Genomic DNA, 15621 nt, shown 5'->3' with positions numbered 1-15621 from the left:
GAAAATACATGCGTTGCGTCAAAGCTCCAGGATGGTCGACCCAGTGGTTTGCCGCGCCTCAAGTGCGCCGTGGGCATCGGCGATCTGTTCCAGCGGAAAGCGCTGGTCGATGCGGATCTTGACCTCGCCCCCGGTCACCTTGCCGAACAGGCGCCGCGCCATCGCCTGGCAAGCCGCATGGTCGGCGATATGGGTGAACAGCGTCGGGCGCGTGATCTTCAGGCTGCCCTTCTGCCCCAGAATACCGATGTTCACCGGCGGCACAGGCCCCGAGGCATTGCCGAAGGAAATCATCATGCCCAGAGGTTTCAGACAGTCGAGCGAGCCTTCGAACGTGTCCGCGCCCACCGAATCCATCACCACATCGACACCCTTGCCACCGGTCAGTTCGCGCACTTTTTCGGTAAAGTTCTCAGTGCGGTAGTTGATCACATGGGTCGCACCATGTGCCTTGGCCAATTCACATTTCTCGTCGGACCCGGCGGTGCCGATCAGGGTGATGCCTTCGGATTTGGCCCACTGACAAGCGATCAGGCCGACACCCCCCGCCGCCGCGTGAAACAGCACCGTATCACCCCGGCTGAGCGGCGTCGTGCGGTGGAACAGGTAGTCGACCGTCAACCCCTTGAGCATCATCGCGGCGCCTTCGTCGAAGCCGATCTCGTCGGGCAGCGGGCAGACCTGTGCCGCCGGCATCACACGCGCCTCAGTATAGGCACCCGGCGGGGCCGAGGCATAAGCAGCCCTGTCACCCACGTTCAAATGGGTTACCCCATCGCCTACCGCCTCGATCACGCCCGAGGCTTCCATGCCCAGCGCATGCGGCAATTGCAGGGGATAAAGACCCGTGCGCTGATACACGTCGATGAAATTCAAACCACAGGCCTTGTGCCGGATCCGCACCTGCCCCGGTCCCGGCTCGCCCACGGGCCGGTCCTGCAATTCCAAAACCTCCGGGCCGCCGAATGCTTCGATCACTACGGTTCTTGCAGTTTCACTCATGTCTTTCCTCCCGCTTTGCGCATTACCCTAGCAGGCAGAAGGACGTCGGCAAGGGCGCAGGCAGAAGGGAATGGGCCGGACTCAACCGACTCTGAGTACGATCTTACCGATATGGCCAGAGCTTTCCATCCGGGCATGGGCCGCGGCCGCATCTGCCAGATCGAATTCGCTGTCCATCACCGGCGCAATTCGTCCCGCCTCGATCAGTGGCCAGACCGCTTCCAGCAGGTCCTGGGCGATCTGTGCCTTGGCCAGGTCGCTTTGCGGACGGAGCGTACTACCGGTAATCGTCAGGCGGCGCACCATCATCAGGGCAAAGTTAAGCTCGACCACCGGCCCTTGCAGGAACGCGATCTGTACCAGCCGCCCATCGTCGGCCAGAGCCTTGATATTGCGCGGAATATAATCGCCGCCCACCATATCGAGGATCAGGTCGGCGCCGCCTTCGGCCCGCAGGATTTTGACGAAATCCTCGCTGCGGTAGTTGATCGCGCGCTCGGCTCCCAGGTCCAGGCAAGCCTGGCATTTCTCGTCCGACCCGGCGGTGGTGAAGACCCGGGCGCCAAAGGCGTTGGCAAGCTGGATCGCGGTTGTCCCGATGCCGCTTGACCCGCCATGCACCAGAAAACGTTCACCGGCCTTTAGGCCACCGCGCGAAAACACGTTGGACCAGACGGTAAAGAAGGTTTCCGGCAGGCATGCCGCCTCGCGCAGACCCATGCCCTGGGGCACCGGCAGACAATGCGCGGCGGGTGTGGCCACGTATTCGGCATAGCCGCCCCCGGGCAGCAGGGCGCAGACCATGTCGCCACGCGCCAGAGAATCGACACCGGGGCCGACCGCGACCACCTCGCCCGAACATTCCAGCCCCGGCAGATCGCTTGCGCCCGGCGGCGGGTCATAGGCCCCCGCCCGTTGCAGCGCGTCGGGCCTGTTCACTCCGGCATAGGCGACCTTGATCACCACCTGCCCATGCCCTGGCACCGGCATCGGGCGGTTGGTGAGTTGCAGAACTTCCGGCCCGCCGGGCTTGCTGATTTCAACCGCGCGCATCTGCTCGGACATGGAACCTCCTAGGGTTGGTTTGATCGCGAAGACCTTGGCCGGCCCCGCAAGTTATCGTTTCGTTCACCCCAGCGATCCGGGCAGGTCACCATCACGACGGGGTGCGCGCAGCTGCCCGGCCAGCCAGTTGGGACCGGCAAGAAAGGGCTTCAGCAACGGGTTCTTCTGGATATCCGCCTTGAACTTCTCGAACTGCATCACATTGTCGATGCGACGGTCCAGAAACTCCCATGTTGCCTGGTGATCCGGGCTTTCGTCCCCCAGCCAGTAGAGCACGGTGGAAGAGTAAACCACTGAAAGTGTTGCTCTTTTCGTGTACCAATTGACATCTTCCGAGGTGTCGCCCAGTGCCGTCCAGATCGCGTCGCAGGTACCCCAGATCGCCTTGGCGCCGTCGGCCGCATAGGCGGGCAAGGCAAACAAGGTGGCGCCGCGGCGCACCGCCTCCTTGTCCGTCACGGCCTCGAGCCGGAAACGGACGGCGCTCGCGATCCGGTCGCGAAAGCGCAACTCGGACAGGTCCTCGGCGGCGAGGCGTTCCAGCATCGAGGCATCGCCGCGCGCGTGATAGGCCAGCGCCAGATCGACAGCGCCGCGCGGGCAGAGCGCGCGGGCGTACCCGGCGTCCAAACCGGTGTCGGCCACCGCCGCGCGAAAGGTTTCGTCGGTCCAACCGTCAAAGGCCACATGGTTCAGGGCGGCGTCCAGCAGCCGGTCCTTGGCCTGTTCATAGGACATGGTCATGGCACATCTCCTTGTTTCACCCACTATCTAGACAAGTTGTTCCCGCTTTGCTATACGCCGGGCTCCTGCAATTCCTTGCAACTCAACTTAGAAAGGTGGTGAAAACCACATGCAGGTTAGTGTTCGCGACAATAACGTCGATCAGGCGCTCCGCGCCCTGAAGAAGAAGCTGCAGCGCGAAGGCGTTTTCCGTGAAATGAAGCTGAAGCAGCATTTCGAGAAACCGTCCGAGAAAAAAGCGCGCGAGAAGGCTGAAGCGATCCGCCGTGCCCGCAAGCTGGCACGCAAGAAAGCACAGCGCGAAGGCATGCTCTGAGGCATTCGCTCTCGTCCGGCTTTGGATGACACTATTTGACGACCCCCGTGGCCCAGCCCCGGGGGTTTGTCGTTTGTGGGGGTTTTGACCGTTTTGTACGGGCTCCGGCAGGTGGATTGTCCGTTTTGTAGCACCTTTAACGCTGCCGCATGACGCCCAGACCCCGGCGGCGGACGAGGCGGCGGCCGCGTATGGTTTCGCGGAACAGGATCAGGAGGCCTGAGCCCACGATCAGCGTCAGTCCGATCCAGGTGGACAGGCCCGGAAGCACCCCGAACACCACATAGCCCCACAGCACCGCCCAGGGCAGGTAGGTGTATTCGAACGGGGTGACGACGCTGGCCTCGGCCATGCGATAGGCCTGGCTGAGCGCGAAGAACCCGATGCCCGAGGTGACCCCCAGCGCCGCCAGCGCCAGCCAGTCCATCGGCGCGGGCGCGATCCAGTCCCGGTAGAGGAAGGCCAGGCTCGGGTGCGGCGAGGCGGTTTCCAGCCCCGAGAACACCAGCCCCAGCACGGTGCCGCCGACGATATAGACCAGCAGGGTCACCAGCGTCATGGTGCCGCCATTGGTGCGGCTGCCCAGACGCCGGGTGGCGATGATCGAGACCGCATAGAACAGCGCCGCCGCCAGCGCCAGCAGGGCCGCCGGTTCGAACACCGCCGCCCCCGGCTGCACGATCACCAGCACCCCCGCCATGCCGAGAAGCACCGCCAGCCAGCGCCAGATACCGATCCGCTCGCCCAGGAACACCGCCGCCAGCAGGGTGACGAAGATCGGGGTGGAGAAGGTGATGGCCGCCGTCTCGGCCAGACCGATGGCGGCCAGCGCCATGTAATAGACGAGATAGGACGAAAACGCCGCCACCGCGCGGGTCAGTTGCAACGGCCAGGACCCGATCTTGAGCGGCCAGAGCGCGCCCTCGTACCGGGCCATGGCCAGCGCGACCGGCAGGGCGAAGACCGAGCGCCAGAACACGATCTGATGCACCGCAAAATCGCTGCTGAGGCTTTTGATGATCACGTCCTGGATCGGAAAGATCGTGGTGGCAAGCAGCAGGAACAGGATGCCGGTCAGCGTGGTCGCGCCTTCGGGCTGATCCGCCCCGGCGGAGGTATTCGGATCGGCAGCGGTCATCACGTTCTTCCCTTGGCACCTGCCACATTTCGCCCCGGATCGAATCGGCGGTCTTGTCGACGGGCGACAGCGGGGTCGCGAACCGGCCCCGGAGCGCGCGGGCGGTCCCCGGTTTTCCGCTCAAAGTGCAGAGAGGCGGTTGCCAAGTTCCGCCGGTGGCGCGCCGAACCGGCGCGCTGCGCCTTTTTCCGCGCGATTCGGAAGGGCCGGAAAGCGGCCTGGCGCTTGGCGGTCGGGGAAAACCAAAGGCCCCGTTCCCGCCCGATTGAACCGGGGCAAGAGAGAGCAGCCGGAAAGGCGCAAACAGGATGGAGACCAAAATGTCGGTGGCAAGCACGATAGAACGTCAGATGCTGGACCTGATCAACCAGGAGCGCGCGGCGGCGGGGCTGAACCCGGTGACGCTGGAGCTGCGGCTGAACAGCTCGGCCGAGGTGCACAGCCAGTGGATGCTGGACAGGGATGTATTCTCGCACACCGGCGCCGGGGGCAGTTCGCCGGGCGACCGGATGGAGGATGCGGGGTTCGTGTTCTCGGGCAACTGGACCTGGGCCGAGAACATCGCCTGGCAGAGCGAACGCGGCGCGCCGGGACTGGCCGATGATGTGATCGACCTGCACACCGGGCTGATGAACAGCCCGGGCCACCGGGCCAATATCCTGAACCCGGATGTGACGGTGATCGGGATCGGCATCGAACAGGGCGATTACAGAGGGTGGGATGCGGTGATGGTGACGCAGAATTTCGCCCGGACCTCGGCGCCGGTCCAGGTGGATGCCGGATCGGGCCTGATCGGCGGCGCTGGCGCTGACAGGATCTACGGAACCGCGGGTGACGACCGGATCGAAGGCGGCGGCGGCGACGATGTATTGGCCGGTCGGTCCGGCCATGACACGATCGACGGTGGCGCGGGCAATGACCGGGCCTGGGGCGGCGACGGCAACGACAGGATGACCGGCGCGGATGGCCACGACAACCTCAACGGCGGCAACGGCCACGACTGGCTTTCGGGCGGCAATGGCAACGATACGATCTCGGGCGGGGGTGGCAACGACCGGGTGCGGGGCGATGCCGGCAACGATCTGCTTGGCGGCGGAGCGGGCAGCGACACGCTGGCCGGAGGCAGCGGCGCCGACCGTCTTTGGGGGGTCGATGGCAACGACTGGATCTGGGGCGGATCACAGAACGACCAGCTTTATGGCGGCACCGGCAACGACACGCTGATCGCTGGTCCGGGCGACGATCTGCTGCGCGGCGAGGACGGGCGCGACCACCTGAACGGCAGCGCGGGCAATGACGATCTTGCGGGCGGCGCCGGGGCCGACCTGTTCGTGTTCAGCGCCGGGCGCGACATTGTCCGCGACTTTGGCGCCGGAGGCGAGGCGGACCGGATCGATCTGCGCGCGGCGGCGGGCATCACGGGGTTCGGCGATCTCTTTGCCAACCACCTGAGCTTTGCCGACGACAATGCCCTGATTACCGACGCCATGGGTGAGGTGATGGTTCTCGAAGGGATAGGCCGCGGCGTGCTGGAGGCCGGGGATTTCCTGTTCTGATCCGGCCCGTCACCAGCGGACCGGCACGGTGAGCGGCCCCCGAAAGGCCCAGCCACCGAACCGGGCCTCGCCGTCCAGGGCGAGGCCCGGGAACCGTTCGAAAAGGAGCGGCAGCGCCACCTCTCCGATCAGCGCCTTGGATGCCCAGGCTCCGGCGCAGAAATGCGGTCCGGCGCCGAAGGAGATCGCCGGTGCGATATCCTGATCCAGATCGAAGCGGTCAGGATTGGTGAAAACGCTCTCGTCGCGATTGCCCGATCCGAACATCAGGAATACCCGGTCCTCGGGTTCCAGCGTCACGCCCTGCACCGTGGCGCGCTGTGCCACCCGGCGCGGCGACATGCCGATGGGCGAGATCCAGCGGGCATATTCCTCGAACCCGCGCAGCCAGAGCACCGCGCCTGACCGCAGCCGCGCCAGCGCCTCCGGGTGGCTGAGCACCGCCCAGGCGGTGCCGGCGATGGCATCGCGCGGCTCGTTCTGGCCGCCGGAGATTGCGAGCTTGATATTGGCGCGGGTCTGCGCATCGCTTAGACCTGCGCGGCGTTGCACCGAGAGCAGCGAATGGTCGGGGCTGGCATCCAGCACCGGGATCATCGCGTCGATATGGGCGTCGATCGAGGCGGTGCAGTCATGACAGCGCGCCTCGACCGCGGGATCGCCCGCGTAATTGGCGCAACCGTCGATCATGCCCTGGCTCACACGGTCCATCTCGGCCGCCGCCATGTTGGTCAGCCCGGTGATCGCCCTGAGCGCCTCGGCCGAGACGGGCATGGCATAGTCGCTCACCAGATCGCAGGCGCCGCGCGGCGCCAGATCGTCGAGTACCCGCTCGGCGGCGGCGCGGAACTGTGCGGTCCAGACCTGTTTCACCGTCTTGGGCGAGACGGTGGGAAAGATCGCCTTGCGCTCGGCCATGTGCGCCGCGCCGTCCTTGCGCATCATGTTCTGGCCCATCAGCACGGTCATCAGCCCCTGCGGCTGGTCCGAAGAGAACACCTCCACCCGCTTCTCCTGCTCGAAAATGTCGTCGCGCCGGGTGATCAGCGTCGCGCCCAGTTGCGGCACATAGGCGATGGGCGCCTCGACCCGCATCCGTTTCAGATCGGGATAGGGATCGGCCCAGAAGGCGCCCGGGTCGATGTCATAGATGGGTGCATCCGACATGGCGCGACTCCCTGTTGTCATGTCAACATGCAGGCCACTCTGCGCAAAGCCTGTTGTCGTGTCAACACAATCGCTCTAGGCTGCGGTGGCATCAGGATCAGGAGCCCATGACCATCGACCTTTCCGACGACCTGTTCCTTGTCCACCCCGACGGCACGGCTGAAGGCCCCGCCGCCGCCACGCTCAGTTTTACCCGCTCGCCCACGGTCCTGCTCACCTTTGCCGGGAACCGGTTCACCCGGGCGGCAGCACGGCATTACCAATCGGAATTCGGCATCGGCGCGATGGACTGGCGCATGCTGGTGATGCTCACGCGCGAGCCGGACAGCTCGGTCTCGCATGCGGCGCGCACCATCGGCATTGACAAGGCGGCGGTCAGCCGCTCTTTGCGCCGCCTGGAAACGCTGGGGCTGGCTGCAGCCCGGGACGGCGACGAACGGCGCCGCCACTGGACCCTGACCGAGGCCGGGCGCCGGATGCATGGCCGCATCCTCGACAGCGCGCTGGAGCGCCAGCGCCGCCTGCTCGACGGCTTCACGCCAGAGGAAGTCGAGGCGTTCACCACCTATCTGCGCCGGATCCTCGACAATATCGAAACGCTGGGCGCCACCGATCCCTGAACCCACCCGTCCCTTCATTTCGCTCAAAATACTCCGGGGGGAGCGCCGCAGGCGCGGGGGGCAGCGCCCCCTGCCCGGCCTATTCCAGCGCCTTGGCAAAGGTCGCGGCCAACCGCTCGTCCAGCATCGCATGCGGCGGCGCCGAGGCGCCGTAGTGCAGTTCGGCCAGCGCCACGATGCTGTTGAACAGCACCACCGAACCGCCTTCGGGCGCGGCATGGACAAAGAGTTTCTGGCAGAACGCATCGACCCCGATTGACGGGAACTTGGCCATGGCCACGCCACCGGGCGCCGGGCCGCCAAAGAGCAGCAGCACCGCGGGCGGCAGATCAATGCCAAGCGCCGCCGCCTCGGCGGCGAAATCGACCTCGCCGAACCAGACCGTATCGGATTGCGCCGCAACGATGGCGCGCAGGCGGGCAACGGTTTCGGGAACATCGTGGCGGCTTTGCAGCGCGAGAATGCCATAGTCGGCGGCCAGACCTTGGGTCGGCACCGGCATCGGCTTGACCCCGTCCAGCCCGTCAAGCGCCGGGGCCAGCGCGGCGTCAAAGGCGGCCAGCGCCTCGGCATCCTGGAGGCCATAGCGGTGTTTCAGGAAATCGGCGGATGTATAGACCACCTGCACCGCGTCCGCCCCGGCATAGGCCAGTGCCCGGAACGGCAGGTCAAGCCCGGCGCGGATGTCCTGCGCCAGCAGGGTCGTGTTGACCGCCGGGTCCGAGAAGATCTGCACCCGGGCGGGCGGCATCTCGACCCCTTCGGCGTCAGCCAGCCGGGCGTGGTCGATCGCGACAACCGGGGCAAGACCTGCGTCGGCGGCTGCGCTTGCGATCTGGTCAAAGGCCGTATCGACCCCCTCTTGCAGCGGCGCGGTACTTGCCGGGGCCGCGAAGAATGCGATGGCCAAACCGGCCGCAGTCAGGAAACACCTGTGAAACATCTGTCCTCCAAGTCATTGCAAACTGGCAGGGGCCACACCTCGGCACGGCCCCCCCCGCCAGCTTACGGCGGGGGGCGTCAATCGGAAGAAAAAATTGCCTCCGGTCCACTCTCTTTGGAATAGCGGATCAGTAGACCTTGGGGACGTAGAGCTCGTCCGGCAGCACCCGGCGTTCGTAATCGGGGTTGTACCTGCGGTCGGGCAGCGTGACCTTTTCGTGCGGGATGTCGTGATAGGGAATCTTCGACAGAAGATGCTCGATGCAGTTCAGCCGTTCGCGTTTCTTGTCGTTGCCCTCGACGATGTACCAGGGCGCCTCGGGGATGTTGGTGCGCTCGAACATCGCCTCCTTGGCCTTGGTGTACTGTTCCCAGCGGATGCGGCTTTCCAGATCCATCGGCGACAGTTTCCACTGTTTCATCGGATCGTGGATGCGCATGAGGAATCGCATCTGCTGTTCCTCGTCGGTGATCGAGAACCAGTATTTCAGCAGGATGATGCCCGAGCGCACCAGCATGCGTTCAAACTCGGGAACGTCCTGAAAGAACTGTTCCACCTGATCGTCGGTGGCAAAGCCCATCACCCGTTCGACGCCCGCGCGGTTGTACCAGGAGCGGTCGAACAGCACGATCTCGCCCCCGGCGGGCAGATGCGGCACGTAGCGCTGGAAATACCACTGGCTCTGCTCACGGCGCGAGGGTGCGGGCAGCGCCACGACACGCGCGACGCGCGGGTTCAGTCGCTGGGTGATCCGCTTGATCACCCCGCCCTTGCCGGCGCTGTCGCGCCCTTCCATCAGGATGCAGACCTTGGCGCCGGTATGTTCGACCCAGTCCTGGACCTTGATCAGTTCGGCCTGAAGCCTGAGCAGGTTGCGGAAATAGGTCTGCCGATCCAGCATGTCGGGATGCTGGTCCTTGTAGATCTTGCGGATCTCCATCGAGAGCATCGGCTCGCTGAACTCGATTTCGATATCCTCGTCCAGCGAATCCTCAAGTTCGGCCTCGAGCCATTCCATCGACGGATCGTTGGTGTCATTGGTCAAAATGATTTCCTTTCGGCTGTCTAACAAATCTGACCCGTATGCGGGCTGAATGAAAATCTCATGTCACGGCTGCGGGCGTTTGTCGTTGCGGGAAATCAAACCGCGCGAACCGGGGCCTGCGATTGTAGATGGGAGATCCTGCGGCCGCTGCAAGGCACCCTCTTCAGACCGGCAGGGCCGTGGTCTTGAACACGGTCCGGAGCGCGAAAGAGCTTTGCATCTGTGCCACCCCGGGCAGGCGGGACAGGTACTGGCGGTGAATGCGGGCAAAATCCTCGGTATTCTCGGCCACGACTTTCAGGATGTAGTCGGCGGTACCGGCCATCAGGTGGCATTCCAGCACGTCCGGGATACGCGACACCGCCTTTTCAAAGGCATCGAGCAATTCGTCGGCCTGGCCCTGAAGCGTGATTTCGACAAAGACCGTGGTCGGCAGCCCCATCTTGCGCGCATCCAGCAGGGCCACGTAGTCGCGGATGTAGCCGTCAGCCTCCAACCGCTGGACCCGCCGGTGGCAGGCAGAGGGGGAAAGGTTGGCCCGTTCCGACAGGTCCGCATTGGACATCCGGCCCCGTGTCTGAAGGGCCGCGAGAATCTTTCGATCTGTCGCATCCAGGCTCATGCGCGCACATCCTTTGCGTATTGATGATCATAGTTCGAAGAATATCGCAAAAAACATGCAAATGACGAGTGGAGTTTCACAGAAATTGTTTGCGGGACCTGCCAAAATATTAGGCAGATTGCGAACGGAGGACGCAAAAATGAAAATCGGTTGCCCCAAGGAAATCAAACCCCAGGAATTCCGGGTTGGCATGACCCCGAACGCGGCGCGCGAAGCGGTTGCGAACGGTCACGACGTCATCATCGAAACCAAGGCCGGTGCGGGTGCCGGGTTCGAGGATGCGGATTACATCGACGCCGGCGCGCGGATTGTGGACACCGCCGAAGAGGTGTTTGCCACCGCTGACATGATCGTCAAGGTGAAGGAGCCCCAGGCCGTCGAGCGCAAGATGCTGCGCGAAAGCCAGCTGCTGTTCACCTATCTGCACCTGGCGCCGGACCCGGACCAGACCCATGATCTGCTGGCCTCGGGCGCGACCTGCATCGCGTATGAGACCGTCACCGACCGCAACGGCGGCCTGCCGCTGTTGGCGCCGATGTCGGAAGTGGCCGGCAAGCTGGCACCGCAGGTCGGTGCCTGGACCCTGCAAAAGGCCAATGGCGGCCGCGGTGTTCTGATGGGCGGCGTGCCCGGCGTGAACCCGGCCCGCGTGGTGGTGATCGGCGGCGGCGTTGTCGGCACCCATGCGGCCCGCGTGGCCGCAGGCATGGGCGCGGATGTGACCGTGCTGGACATGTCGCTGCCGCGTCTGCGCTATCTCGACGACACGATGCGCGGCGAGTTCAAGACCTCTTACGCGTCCAAGGGCAACACCGCCGAGCTGGTGGCGCAGGCCGATATGGTGATCGGTGCGGTTCTGGTTCCGGGCGCGGCCGCGCCCAAGCTGATCAGCCGCGCGCAACTGTCGACCATGAAGCCCGGCGCGGCGCTGGTGGACGTGGCCATCGACCAGGGCGGCTGTTTCGAGACCTCGCGGGCGACCACCCATGCCGACCCGATCTACGAAGTGGACGGGATCATGCATTACTGCGTCGCCAACATGCCGGGCGCGGTTGCGCGCACCTCGACCATCGCACTGGGCAACGCCACCATGCCGTTCATGCTGGCGCTGGCCAACAAGGGCTGGAAACAGGCCTGCGCCGATGACGTTCACCTGCTGAACGGCCTGAACGTGCATGCCGGCAAGCTGACCTATTACGCGGTTGGCGAAGCCCTGGGCATCGACGTCGTATCGCCGCAACTGGTGGTCAAGCAGGCGGCCTGAGCGGTCTGACATTGCAAAAAAGCGATCCCGCCGGCCAGTCCGGCGGGATTTTCTTTGCAGCGGGATGCGACATCGCCTGGGGACGCACCGCGGGTGTCAGAAGAACTGCCCAAGCAAGGCGTTGAACGTGGCCAGCAGTTCCGCGCGCGGGCGCGCGGTGTTGCCGATCTGCCGCTGCATCAGCAGACGGAACACACCGTCCAGCAGCGCATAGCGGATTTCGACCTGGGCAGGGTCCGCTTGCCCCGCCTTTTCATAGGCGGTGCGGACGATGTCGATCAGCATCTCTTCGATCTCGGCCACCACGGGGCGAAAGGTTTCGTCGAACATGGCCTGCGTGCGGATGTCGTACCACAGGCGGTGGATCATGCCGTCGTCGAAGATCGACGTGACCAGGGCATTGGAAAAGGCAGCTATCACCTGATCGCGGCCCTCGGCCTGGGTCAGCGCGCTGGCGATCTCGCGCACGAAGGCCTGCTTGTAGATCGAGACACAATAGATGATCAGGTCAGAGCGGTCTTCGAAATAGTAGTGCAGCATCCCAAGCGACAGATCGCTTTTCTCGGCAATGTCGCGCAGCGAGGTATTGGCATAGCCAAGCTCCTTGAGCGCCTCGATCGCGCTTTGCGCGATCTGGCGTTTTTTTTCCTCGCGCTTGGCCGACTTGCGTTCGGCGCGCTGTTTCAGTTTGGCTGGCATCTGGGTCAGATTGTTCCGTGATCTGTGGCCTGATGTCACCCCAGCAGGGCGTGATAGAAAATGCCGGGCAGCTTGAACCAGTTGGGCTTGTACTGGAACGCGGTCAGGGCCTTGCCGATCTTGTGCTGGCGCTTGTTGGTAATGAAGAACGGCGGCCGCGGCAGCAGCGAAAATTGCCCTGACAACAGTCCGCGCGGAAACGGCCGCCAGGGCGCGCGGATCACCGTGCGCTCGGTCCTTTCCAGCATGAAGGCGTTGTGCACCGTGCCGATGCCGGAACCGATATCGTTCAGCGTGTGGCCGGGAAAGGCACCCCAGGGGCAGGCGGTGATCAGAAAGCCCAGCCCGCACCAGCCATTGATGCCGATGGTGCCATAGCGCAGTTTCGCCACGATCTTTTCAAAGCGCTTTTTGCCGATCTGTTGAATTGTCTTGGGGTGGATCAGGATCTGGCAGCCCAGCGTGCCCCAAAGCTCGGTGTTGGCATAGTCGATGGCCGCTTCGAGATAGGGGGCGGGATCGGGGGCGTCCAGTTCCTTGATGCTGAGCGCGGGGGCGAACACCTCGCACGAGGCATTGAAGTGATCCGTGCCCAGTTCGCCCACGATGAGCGCCGGGGCGTTCGGGCCGCGATCGACCCTGTCGGCCTTGCCCGCGTGCCGGGCATAGGTTTCCAGCCGTTGTTCAGCGCCGGGATACCAGGCGGGGCGGGTGGAACTGGCGGCCACCGTCTTGACCGCGTCCACCAGCCGCGCGCCCTTGTCCCAGCCCTTGGGCAGGATCAGCGCCTGGCAGGCGATGCAGTTGTGGCCTGAGTTGTGCAGCTTCATCGTGGCGATGTTTTCGGCCTGGAACCGGATATCGGCCGCCGTCCAGGGGCCCGGCACGACGATGGTCGGGCTGACCGAGCCAAGCTCGGACGTGAAGCGTTTGGAATTTTTCGGCGTGCCTGCCTTGCGGTTTCTGGCGCCTTCTTCGCCCACACCCCAGACGATGGCGTCATGGGTGGTGTCGGCGCCGGTGATGTGCAGCTCTTCGACAATAGGATGGTCGCACAGATAGGCGCCGCCCTTGGCATCGCCCTTGACGATGCGCAGGTACCCTTCGTCGATGAAGGGTTTCATGGCGATCTTGTAATAGTCGGTCAGATAGTCGTTGACCGGATTCATCTTGAGGATCACCACCTGGTTTTCCAGGATTAGCTTTTGCAGCACGTCGAGCGGGGTGATCGCGTTCACATTGCCCGCGCCCAGCACCAGCGCGACCTTGCCGGTGCGCTTGGCCTCGGGCTGGTCATAGGCGATGGCGACATGATCTCTCAGGTTCGCCGGGTTCACCCCCTTTTGCATCCAGACCTCGGCCGTGACACCGGACAGCAGCAGCCTGTCCCAGATCGAGTGCGGCAGGACCTTGACCGCCAGCTGGCCGGTGACCAGTTCGCGGGTCGGCAGGTGGTCGAGAAACGCCTTGCCCTGCATCTGTGACAGGGTGGCGATCAGGGCGTTGCACCCGGCCATGCAGGCATAGGGCCCGGCGATCCATTCCTCGCCGGCGACGGCGGTACCCGGGATCAGCCCCTTTTTGCGGGCGGCGGTATCGGCCCAACCCTGGGCCACCGTCATGATCCCGTCCTTCATCCCGGACAGGAGCCGGATGCGGTCAGGCACGGGCAGGCGCGCCCAGCGGTCCTTGGCCGCGTCCAGCGCGGCCAGGGCGGTTTCGTATTCGTCATAGAGGCTGTCCTGGTCGCGCAGATCCAGTTGTGCAGCGTCGAGCATGTCAGGCTCCTTTCTCGATCAGGACATTGCCGAACTGCTCGCGCAGCTTGTTCTTGAGCATCTTGCCGGTGGCGTTGAGCGGGATCGCATCCGTGAACACCACCAGATCCGGGATCTGCCATTTGGCGACCTTGCCCTCGTAGAGCGCGAGGATGTCGTCCTGGCTGGGGTCGGCTCCTTCTGCCTTGACCGCGACGATGATCGGGCGCTCGTCCCATTTCGGGTGGACCGCACCGATGGCGGCCGCCATGGCGACGCCGGGGTGGGAAACGGCGATCCCTTCGAGATCGACCGAGGAAATCCATTCGCCGCCCGATTTGATGATGTCCTTGGTGCGGTCGCGGATCACCATGAACCCGTCGCCGTCGATGGTGGAGACATCGCCGGTATCGAACCAGCCGTCACCGGTGGTGGCTGGTGCGTCCTTGCCGAAGTAGGTGTCGACCACCCAGTGGCCCCGGCATTGCAGCGCGCCTTCGGCCTTGCCGTCATGGGGCAGCGGATTGCCCCGGTCATCGACGATGCGGATGTCTATCCCAAAGGGCGGGCGCCCCTGCCCCAGACGCAACAGCGCCATGGTATCGGCATCGAGATCCGCGTGCTTGCCCTTGGGTCGGTTGGCGGTGCCCAGCGGCGAGGTCTCGGTCATGCCCCAGGCGTGGATCGTGTCGCAGCCATAGGTATCGCGGAAGGTGGCGATCATCGACGGCGCCGCCGCCGAGCCGCCGATCACATTGCGTTTGAGCGAGTCCATCTTCGAGCCCGACTTTTTGGCCGCGGCCAGCAGCATCATCCAGATCGTCGGCACGCCCAGCGCCAGCGTCACCTTCTGGCTGTCGATCAGACGCAGCAGGCTGTCGCCATCCAGCATTGGCCCCGGCATCACCAGTTTGGCACCTGTCATCGCGGCGGCATAGGGGATGCCCCAGGCATTGGCGTGGAACATCGGCACCACCGGCAGGATAGTTTCCTCGCTCGACAGGCTCAGCCCGTCGGGCAGGCTGATCGCGAAGGTGTGGATCATGGTCGAGCGATTGGTGTAGAGCACCCCCTTGGGATTGCCCGTGGTGCCCGAAGTGTAGCAGAGCGAACAGGGCGTATCCTCGCTGAACTGCGGCCACTCGAAATCGTCGGCGCCCTTTTCGATCAACTCGTCATAGAAGAGCGCTTCGGGCAAGGCTGCCTCGACGTCGGCATCGCGCGGCCCCATGAAGATGAAATGTTCGATGGTCTTCAGATGCGCCCTGGTGCCGGTAATCAGCGGCATGAACGTCTTGTCGAAGAAGATCGCCCGGTCGGCGGCATCGTTGCAGATGAAGATGAACTGGTCCGGCGCAAGCCTCGGGTTCAGGGTGTGACAGACCATGCCGCCGCCCGAGACCGCGAACCAGATCTTGAGATGGCGGTGGTTGTTCCAGGCCAGCGTGGCAACGCGGTCGCCCTGTTGCAACCCCAAGGTCTGGAGCGCCGAGGCAAGCTTGCGCGATCTGACCGCCACATCGCTCCAGTTGTTGGTGTGCAGGGCGCCTGTCGTCTCGCGGCTCACGATCTCGGTATCGGCGTGGTACTTCCCGGCATGCACGATCAGGTCGCTGATCAGCAGCTCTTTTTTCATCATGGATCCCAGCATGGGTGATCTCCCTGTGTTTTTTGGCCGGGCTT

At 64.3% G+C, this 15621-nt stretch carries 15 protein-coding genes; 4 read left to right on the top strand and 11 right to left on the bottom strand.

The window, feature by feature from the left end; genetic code table 11:
* Positions 1-18: 18 nt before the first annotated feature.
* The 3 genes from G0P99_RS11035 to G0P99_RS11025 form a co-directional block, all read right to left on the bottom strand.
* Positions 19-1002 carry a quinone oxidoreductase gene (locus tag G0P99_RS11035; protein ID WP_164129720.1) on the bottom strand — a complete coding sequence of 328 codons (984 nt, stop codon included), beginning with the start codon at positions 1000-1002 and terminating at the stop codon, positions 19-21.
* 81 nt (positions 1003-1083) lie between these two features.
* Positions 1084-2067, bottom strand: a complete 984-nt coding sequence (locus G0P99_RS11030; RefSeq protein WP_164129718.1) for an NAD(P)H-quinone oxidoreductase — start codon at positions 2065-2067, stop codon at positions 1084-1086.
* A 63-nt stretch (positions 2068-2130) separates the two neighbouring features.
* Complete coding sequence (locus tag G0P99_RS11025) at positions 2131-2811, bottom strand: COQ9 family protein (RefSeq protein WP_164129716.1); 681 nt, start codon at positions 2809-2811, stop codon at positions 2131-2133.
* A gap of 109 nt (positions 2812-2920) precedes the next feature.
* On the opposite strand from G0P99_RS11025, the gene rpsU reads away from it, so the two are divergent.
* Positions 2921-3127: a 30S ribosomal protein S21 gene (gene rpsU / locus G0P99_RS11020; RefSeq protein WP_008207378.1), complete on the top strand. Its 207-nt coding sequence runs from the start codon at positions 2921-2923 to the stop codon at positions 3125-3127.
* 136 nt (positions 3128-3263) lie between these two features.
* On the opposite strand, the gene G0P99_RS11015 is transcribed toward rpsU, so the two are convergent.
* A complete protein-coding gene (locus G0P99_RS11015) occupies positions 3264-4265 on the bottom strand; it encodes a DMT family transporter (RefSeq protein ID WP_164129714.1) in 1002 nt (333 codons plus the stop codon).
* Positions 4266-4585: 320 nt separating this feature from the next.
* Between G0P99_RS11015 and G0P99_RS11010 the strand changes: the two genes are divergently transcribed.
* Entirely contained in the window at positions 4586-5821 is a 1236-nt protein-coding gene (locus G0P99_RS11010; protein WP_164129712.1) for a CAP domain-containing protein, read from the top strand.
* 9 nt (positions 5822-5830) lie between these two features.
* Here the strand turns inward: G0P99_RS11010 and G0P99_RS11005 are convergent, their stop codons facing one another.
* Positions 5831-6988 carry a cytochrome P450 gene (locus G0P99_RS11005; protein ID WP_164129710.1) on the bottom strand — a complete coding sequence of 386 codons (1158 nt, stop codon included), beginning with the start codon at positions 6986-6988 and terminating at the stop codon, positions 5831-5833.
* Positions 6989-7095: 107 nt separating this feature from the next.
* On the opposite strand from G0P99_RS11005, the gene G0P99_RS11000 reads away from it, so the two are divergent.
* The gene (locus tag G0P99_RS11000) at positions 7096-7608 is read left to right on the top strand and encodes a MarR family winged helix-turn-helix transcriptional regulator (protein ID WP_164129708.1); all 513 of its coding nucleotides are present in this window, start codon (positions 7096-7098) and stop codon (positions 7606-7608) included.
* 79 nt (positions 7609-7687) lie between these two features.
* Here G0P99_RS11000 and G0P99_RS10995 read toward each other — a convergent pair whose 3' ends face one another.
* The 3 genes from G0P99_RS10995 to G0P99_RS10985 all read right to left on the bottom strand — a co-directional run bounded on the left by G0P99_RS10995 (position 7688) and on the right by G0P99_RS10985 (position 10218).
* The gene (locus G0P99_RS10995) at positions 7688-8551 is read right to left on the bottom strand and encodes a DUF302 domain-containing protein (RefSeq protein ID WP_164129706.1); all 864 of its coding nucleotides are present in this window, start codon (positions 8549-8551) and stop codon (positions 7688-7690) included.
* Positions 8552-8678: 127 nt separating this feature from the next.
* Complete coding sequence (gene ppk2, locus G0P99_RS10990; protein ID WP_370462757.1) at positions 8679-9569, bottom strand: polyphosphate kinase 2; 891 nt, start codon at positions 9567-9569, stop codon at positions 8679-8681.
* Between the two features lie 190 nt (positions 9570-9759).
* Complete coding sequence (locus tag G0P99_RS10985) at positions 9760-10218, bottom strand: Lrp/AsnC family transcriptional regulator (protein ID WP_164129702.1); 459 nt, start codon at positions 10216-10218, stop codon at positions 9760-9762.
* Positions 10219-10357: 139 nt separating this feature from the next.
* Between G0P99_RS10985 and ald the strand changes: the two genes are divergently transcribed.
* Positions 10358-11482, top strand: coding sequence for an alanine dehydrogenase (gene ald, locus G0P99_RS10980; protein WP_164129700.1), 1125 nt, complete (start codon positions 10358-10360; stop codon positions 11480-11482).
* A 96-nt stretch (positions 11483-11578) separates the two neighbouring features.
* Here ald and G0P99_RS10975 read toward each other — a convergent pair whose 3' ends face one another.
* From G0P99_RS10975 to G0P99_RS10965, 3 genes are read right to left on the bottom strand one after another with little or no spacing between them, the layout of a single operon-like run.
* Positions 11579-12181: a TetR/AcrR family transcriptional regulator gene (locus tag G0P99_RS10975; RefSeq protein ID WP_164129698.1), complete on the bottom strand. Its 603-nt coding sequence runs from the start codon at positions 12179-12181 to the stop codon at positions 11579-11581.
* Positions 12182-12216: 35 nt separating this feature from the next.
* Positions 12217-13959 (bottom strand): aldehyde dehydrogenase family protein, encoded by a 1743-nt coding sequence (locus tag G0P99_RS10970; protein WP_164129696.1) that lies wholly within the window; start codon positions 13957-13959, stop codon positions 12217-12219.
* 1 nt (position 13960) lies between these two features.
* Positions 13961-15589: a long-chain-fatty-acid--CoA ligase gene (locus G0P99_RS10965; RefSeq protein ID WP_164129694.1), complete on the bottom strand. Its 1629-nt coding sequence runs from the start codon at positions 15587-15589 to the stop codon at positions 13961-13963.
* Positions 15590-15621: the final 32 nt, after the last annotated feature.

The organism is Ruegeria sp. PrR005, from assembly GCF_010500245.1.
Lineage (GTDB): Bacteria > Pseudomonadota > Alphaproteobacteria > Rhodobacterales > Rhodobacteraceae > Ruegeria_B > Ruegeria_B marisflavi.
Note: the sequence above shows the minus strand (reverse complement) of the source record. Positions and strands in the feature narration are given on the sequence as shown.

Excerpts from the sequence above, each read along its gene's own strand:
- G0P99_RS10975 (WP_164129698.1), bottom strand. The coding sequence starts at position 12,181 with ATGCCAGCCAAACTGAAACAGCGCGCCGAACGCAAGTCGGCCAAGCGC.
- G0P99_RS11015 (WP_164129714.1), bottom strand. The coding sequence starts at position 4,265 with ATGACCGCTGCCGATCCGAATACCTCCGCCGGGGCGGATCAGCCCGAA.
- ald (WP_164129700.1), top strand. The coding sequence starts at position 10,358 with ATGAAAATCGGTTGCCCCAAGGAAATCAAACCCCAGGAATTCCGGGTT.
- G0P99_RS10965 (WP_164129694.1), bottom strand. The coding sequence starts at position 15,589 with ATGCTGGGATCCATGATGAAAAAAGAGCTGCTGATCAGCGACCTGATC.
- G0P99_RS11010 (WP_164129712.1), top strand. The coding sequence starts at position 4,586 with ATGTCGGTGGCAAGCACGATAGAACGTCAGATGCTGGACCTGATCAAC.
- G0P99_RS11035 (WP_164129720.1), bottom strand. The coding sequence starts at position 1,002 with ATGAGTGAAACTGCAAGAACCGTAGTGATCGAAGCATTCGGCGGCCCG.
- rpsU (WP_008207378.1), top strand. The coding sequence starts at position 2,921 with ATGCAGGTTAGTGTTCGCGACAATAACGTCGATCAGGCGCTCCGCGCC.
- G0P99_RS11000 (WP_164129708.1), top strand. The coding sequence starts at position 7,096 with ATGACCATCGACCTTTCCGACGACCTGTTCCTTGTCCACCCCGACGGC.
- ppk2 (WP_370462757.1), bottom strand. The coding sequence starts at position 9,569 with ATGGAATGGCTCGAGGCCGAACTTGAGGATTCGCTGGACGAGGATATC.
- G0P99_RS10985 (WP_164129702.1), bottom strand. The coding sequence starts at position 10,218 with ATGAGCCTGGATGCGACAGATCGAAAGATTCTCGCGGCCCTTCAGACA.
- G0P99_RS10970 (WP_164129696.1), bottom strand. The coding sequence starts at position 13,959 with ATGCTCGACGCTGCACAACTGGATCTGCGCGACCAGGACAGCCTCTAT.
- G0P99_RS11030 (WP_164129718.1), bottom strand. The coding sequence starts at position 2,067 with ATGTCCGAGCAGATGCGCGCGGTTGAAATCAGCAAGCCCGGCGGGCCG.
- G0P99_RS11025 (WP_164129716.1), bottom strand. The coding sequence starts at position 2,811 with ATGACCATGTCCTATGAACAGGCCAAGGACCGGCTGCTGGACGCCGCC.
- G0P99_RS10995 (WP_164129706.1), bottom strand. The coding sequence starts at position 8,551 with ATGTTTCACAGGTGTTTCCTGACTGCGGCCGGTTTGGCCATCGCATTC.
- G0P99_RS11005 (WP_164129710.1), bottom strand. The coding sequence starts at position 6,988 with ATGTCGGATGCACCCATCTATGACATCGACCCGGGCGCCTTCTGGGCC.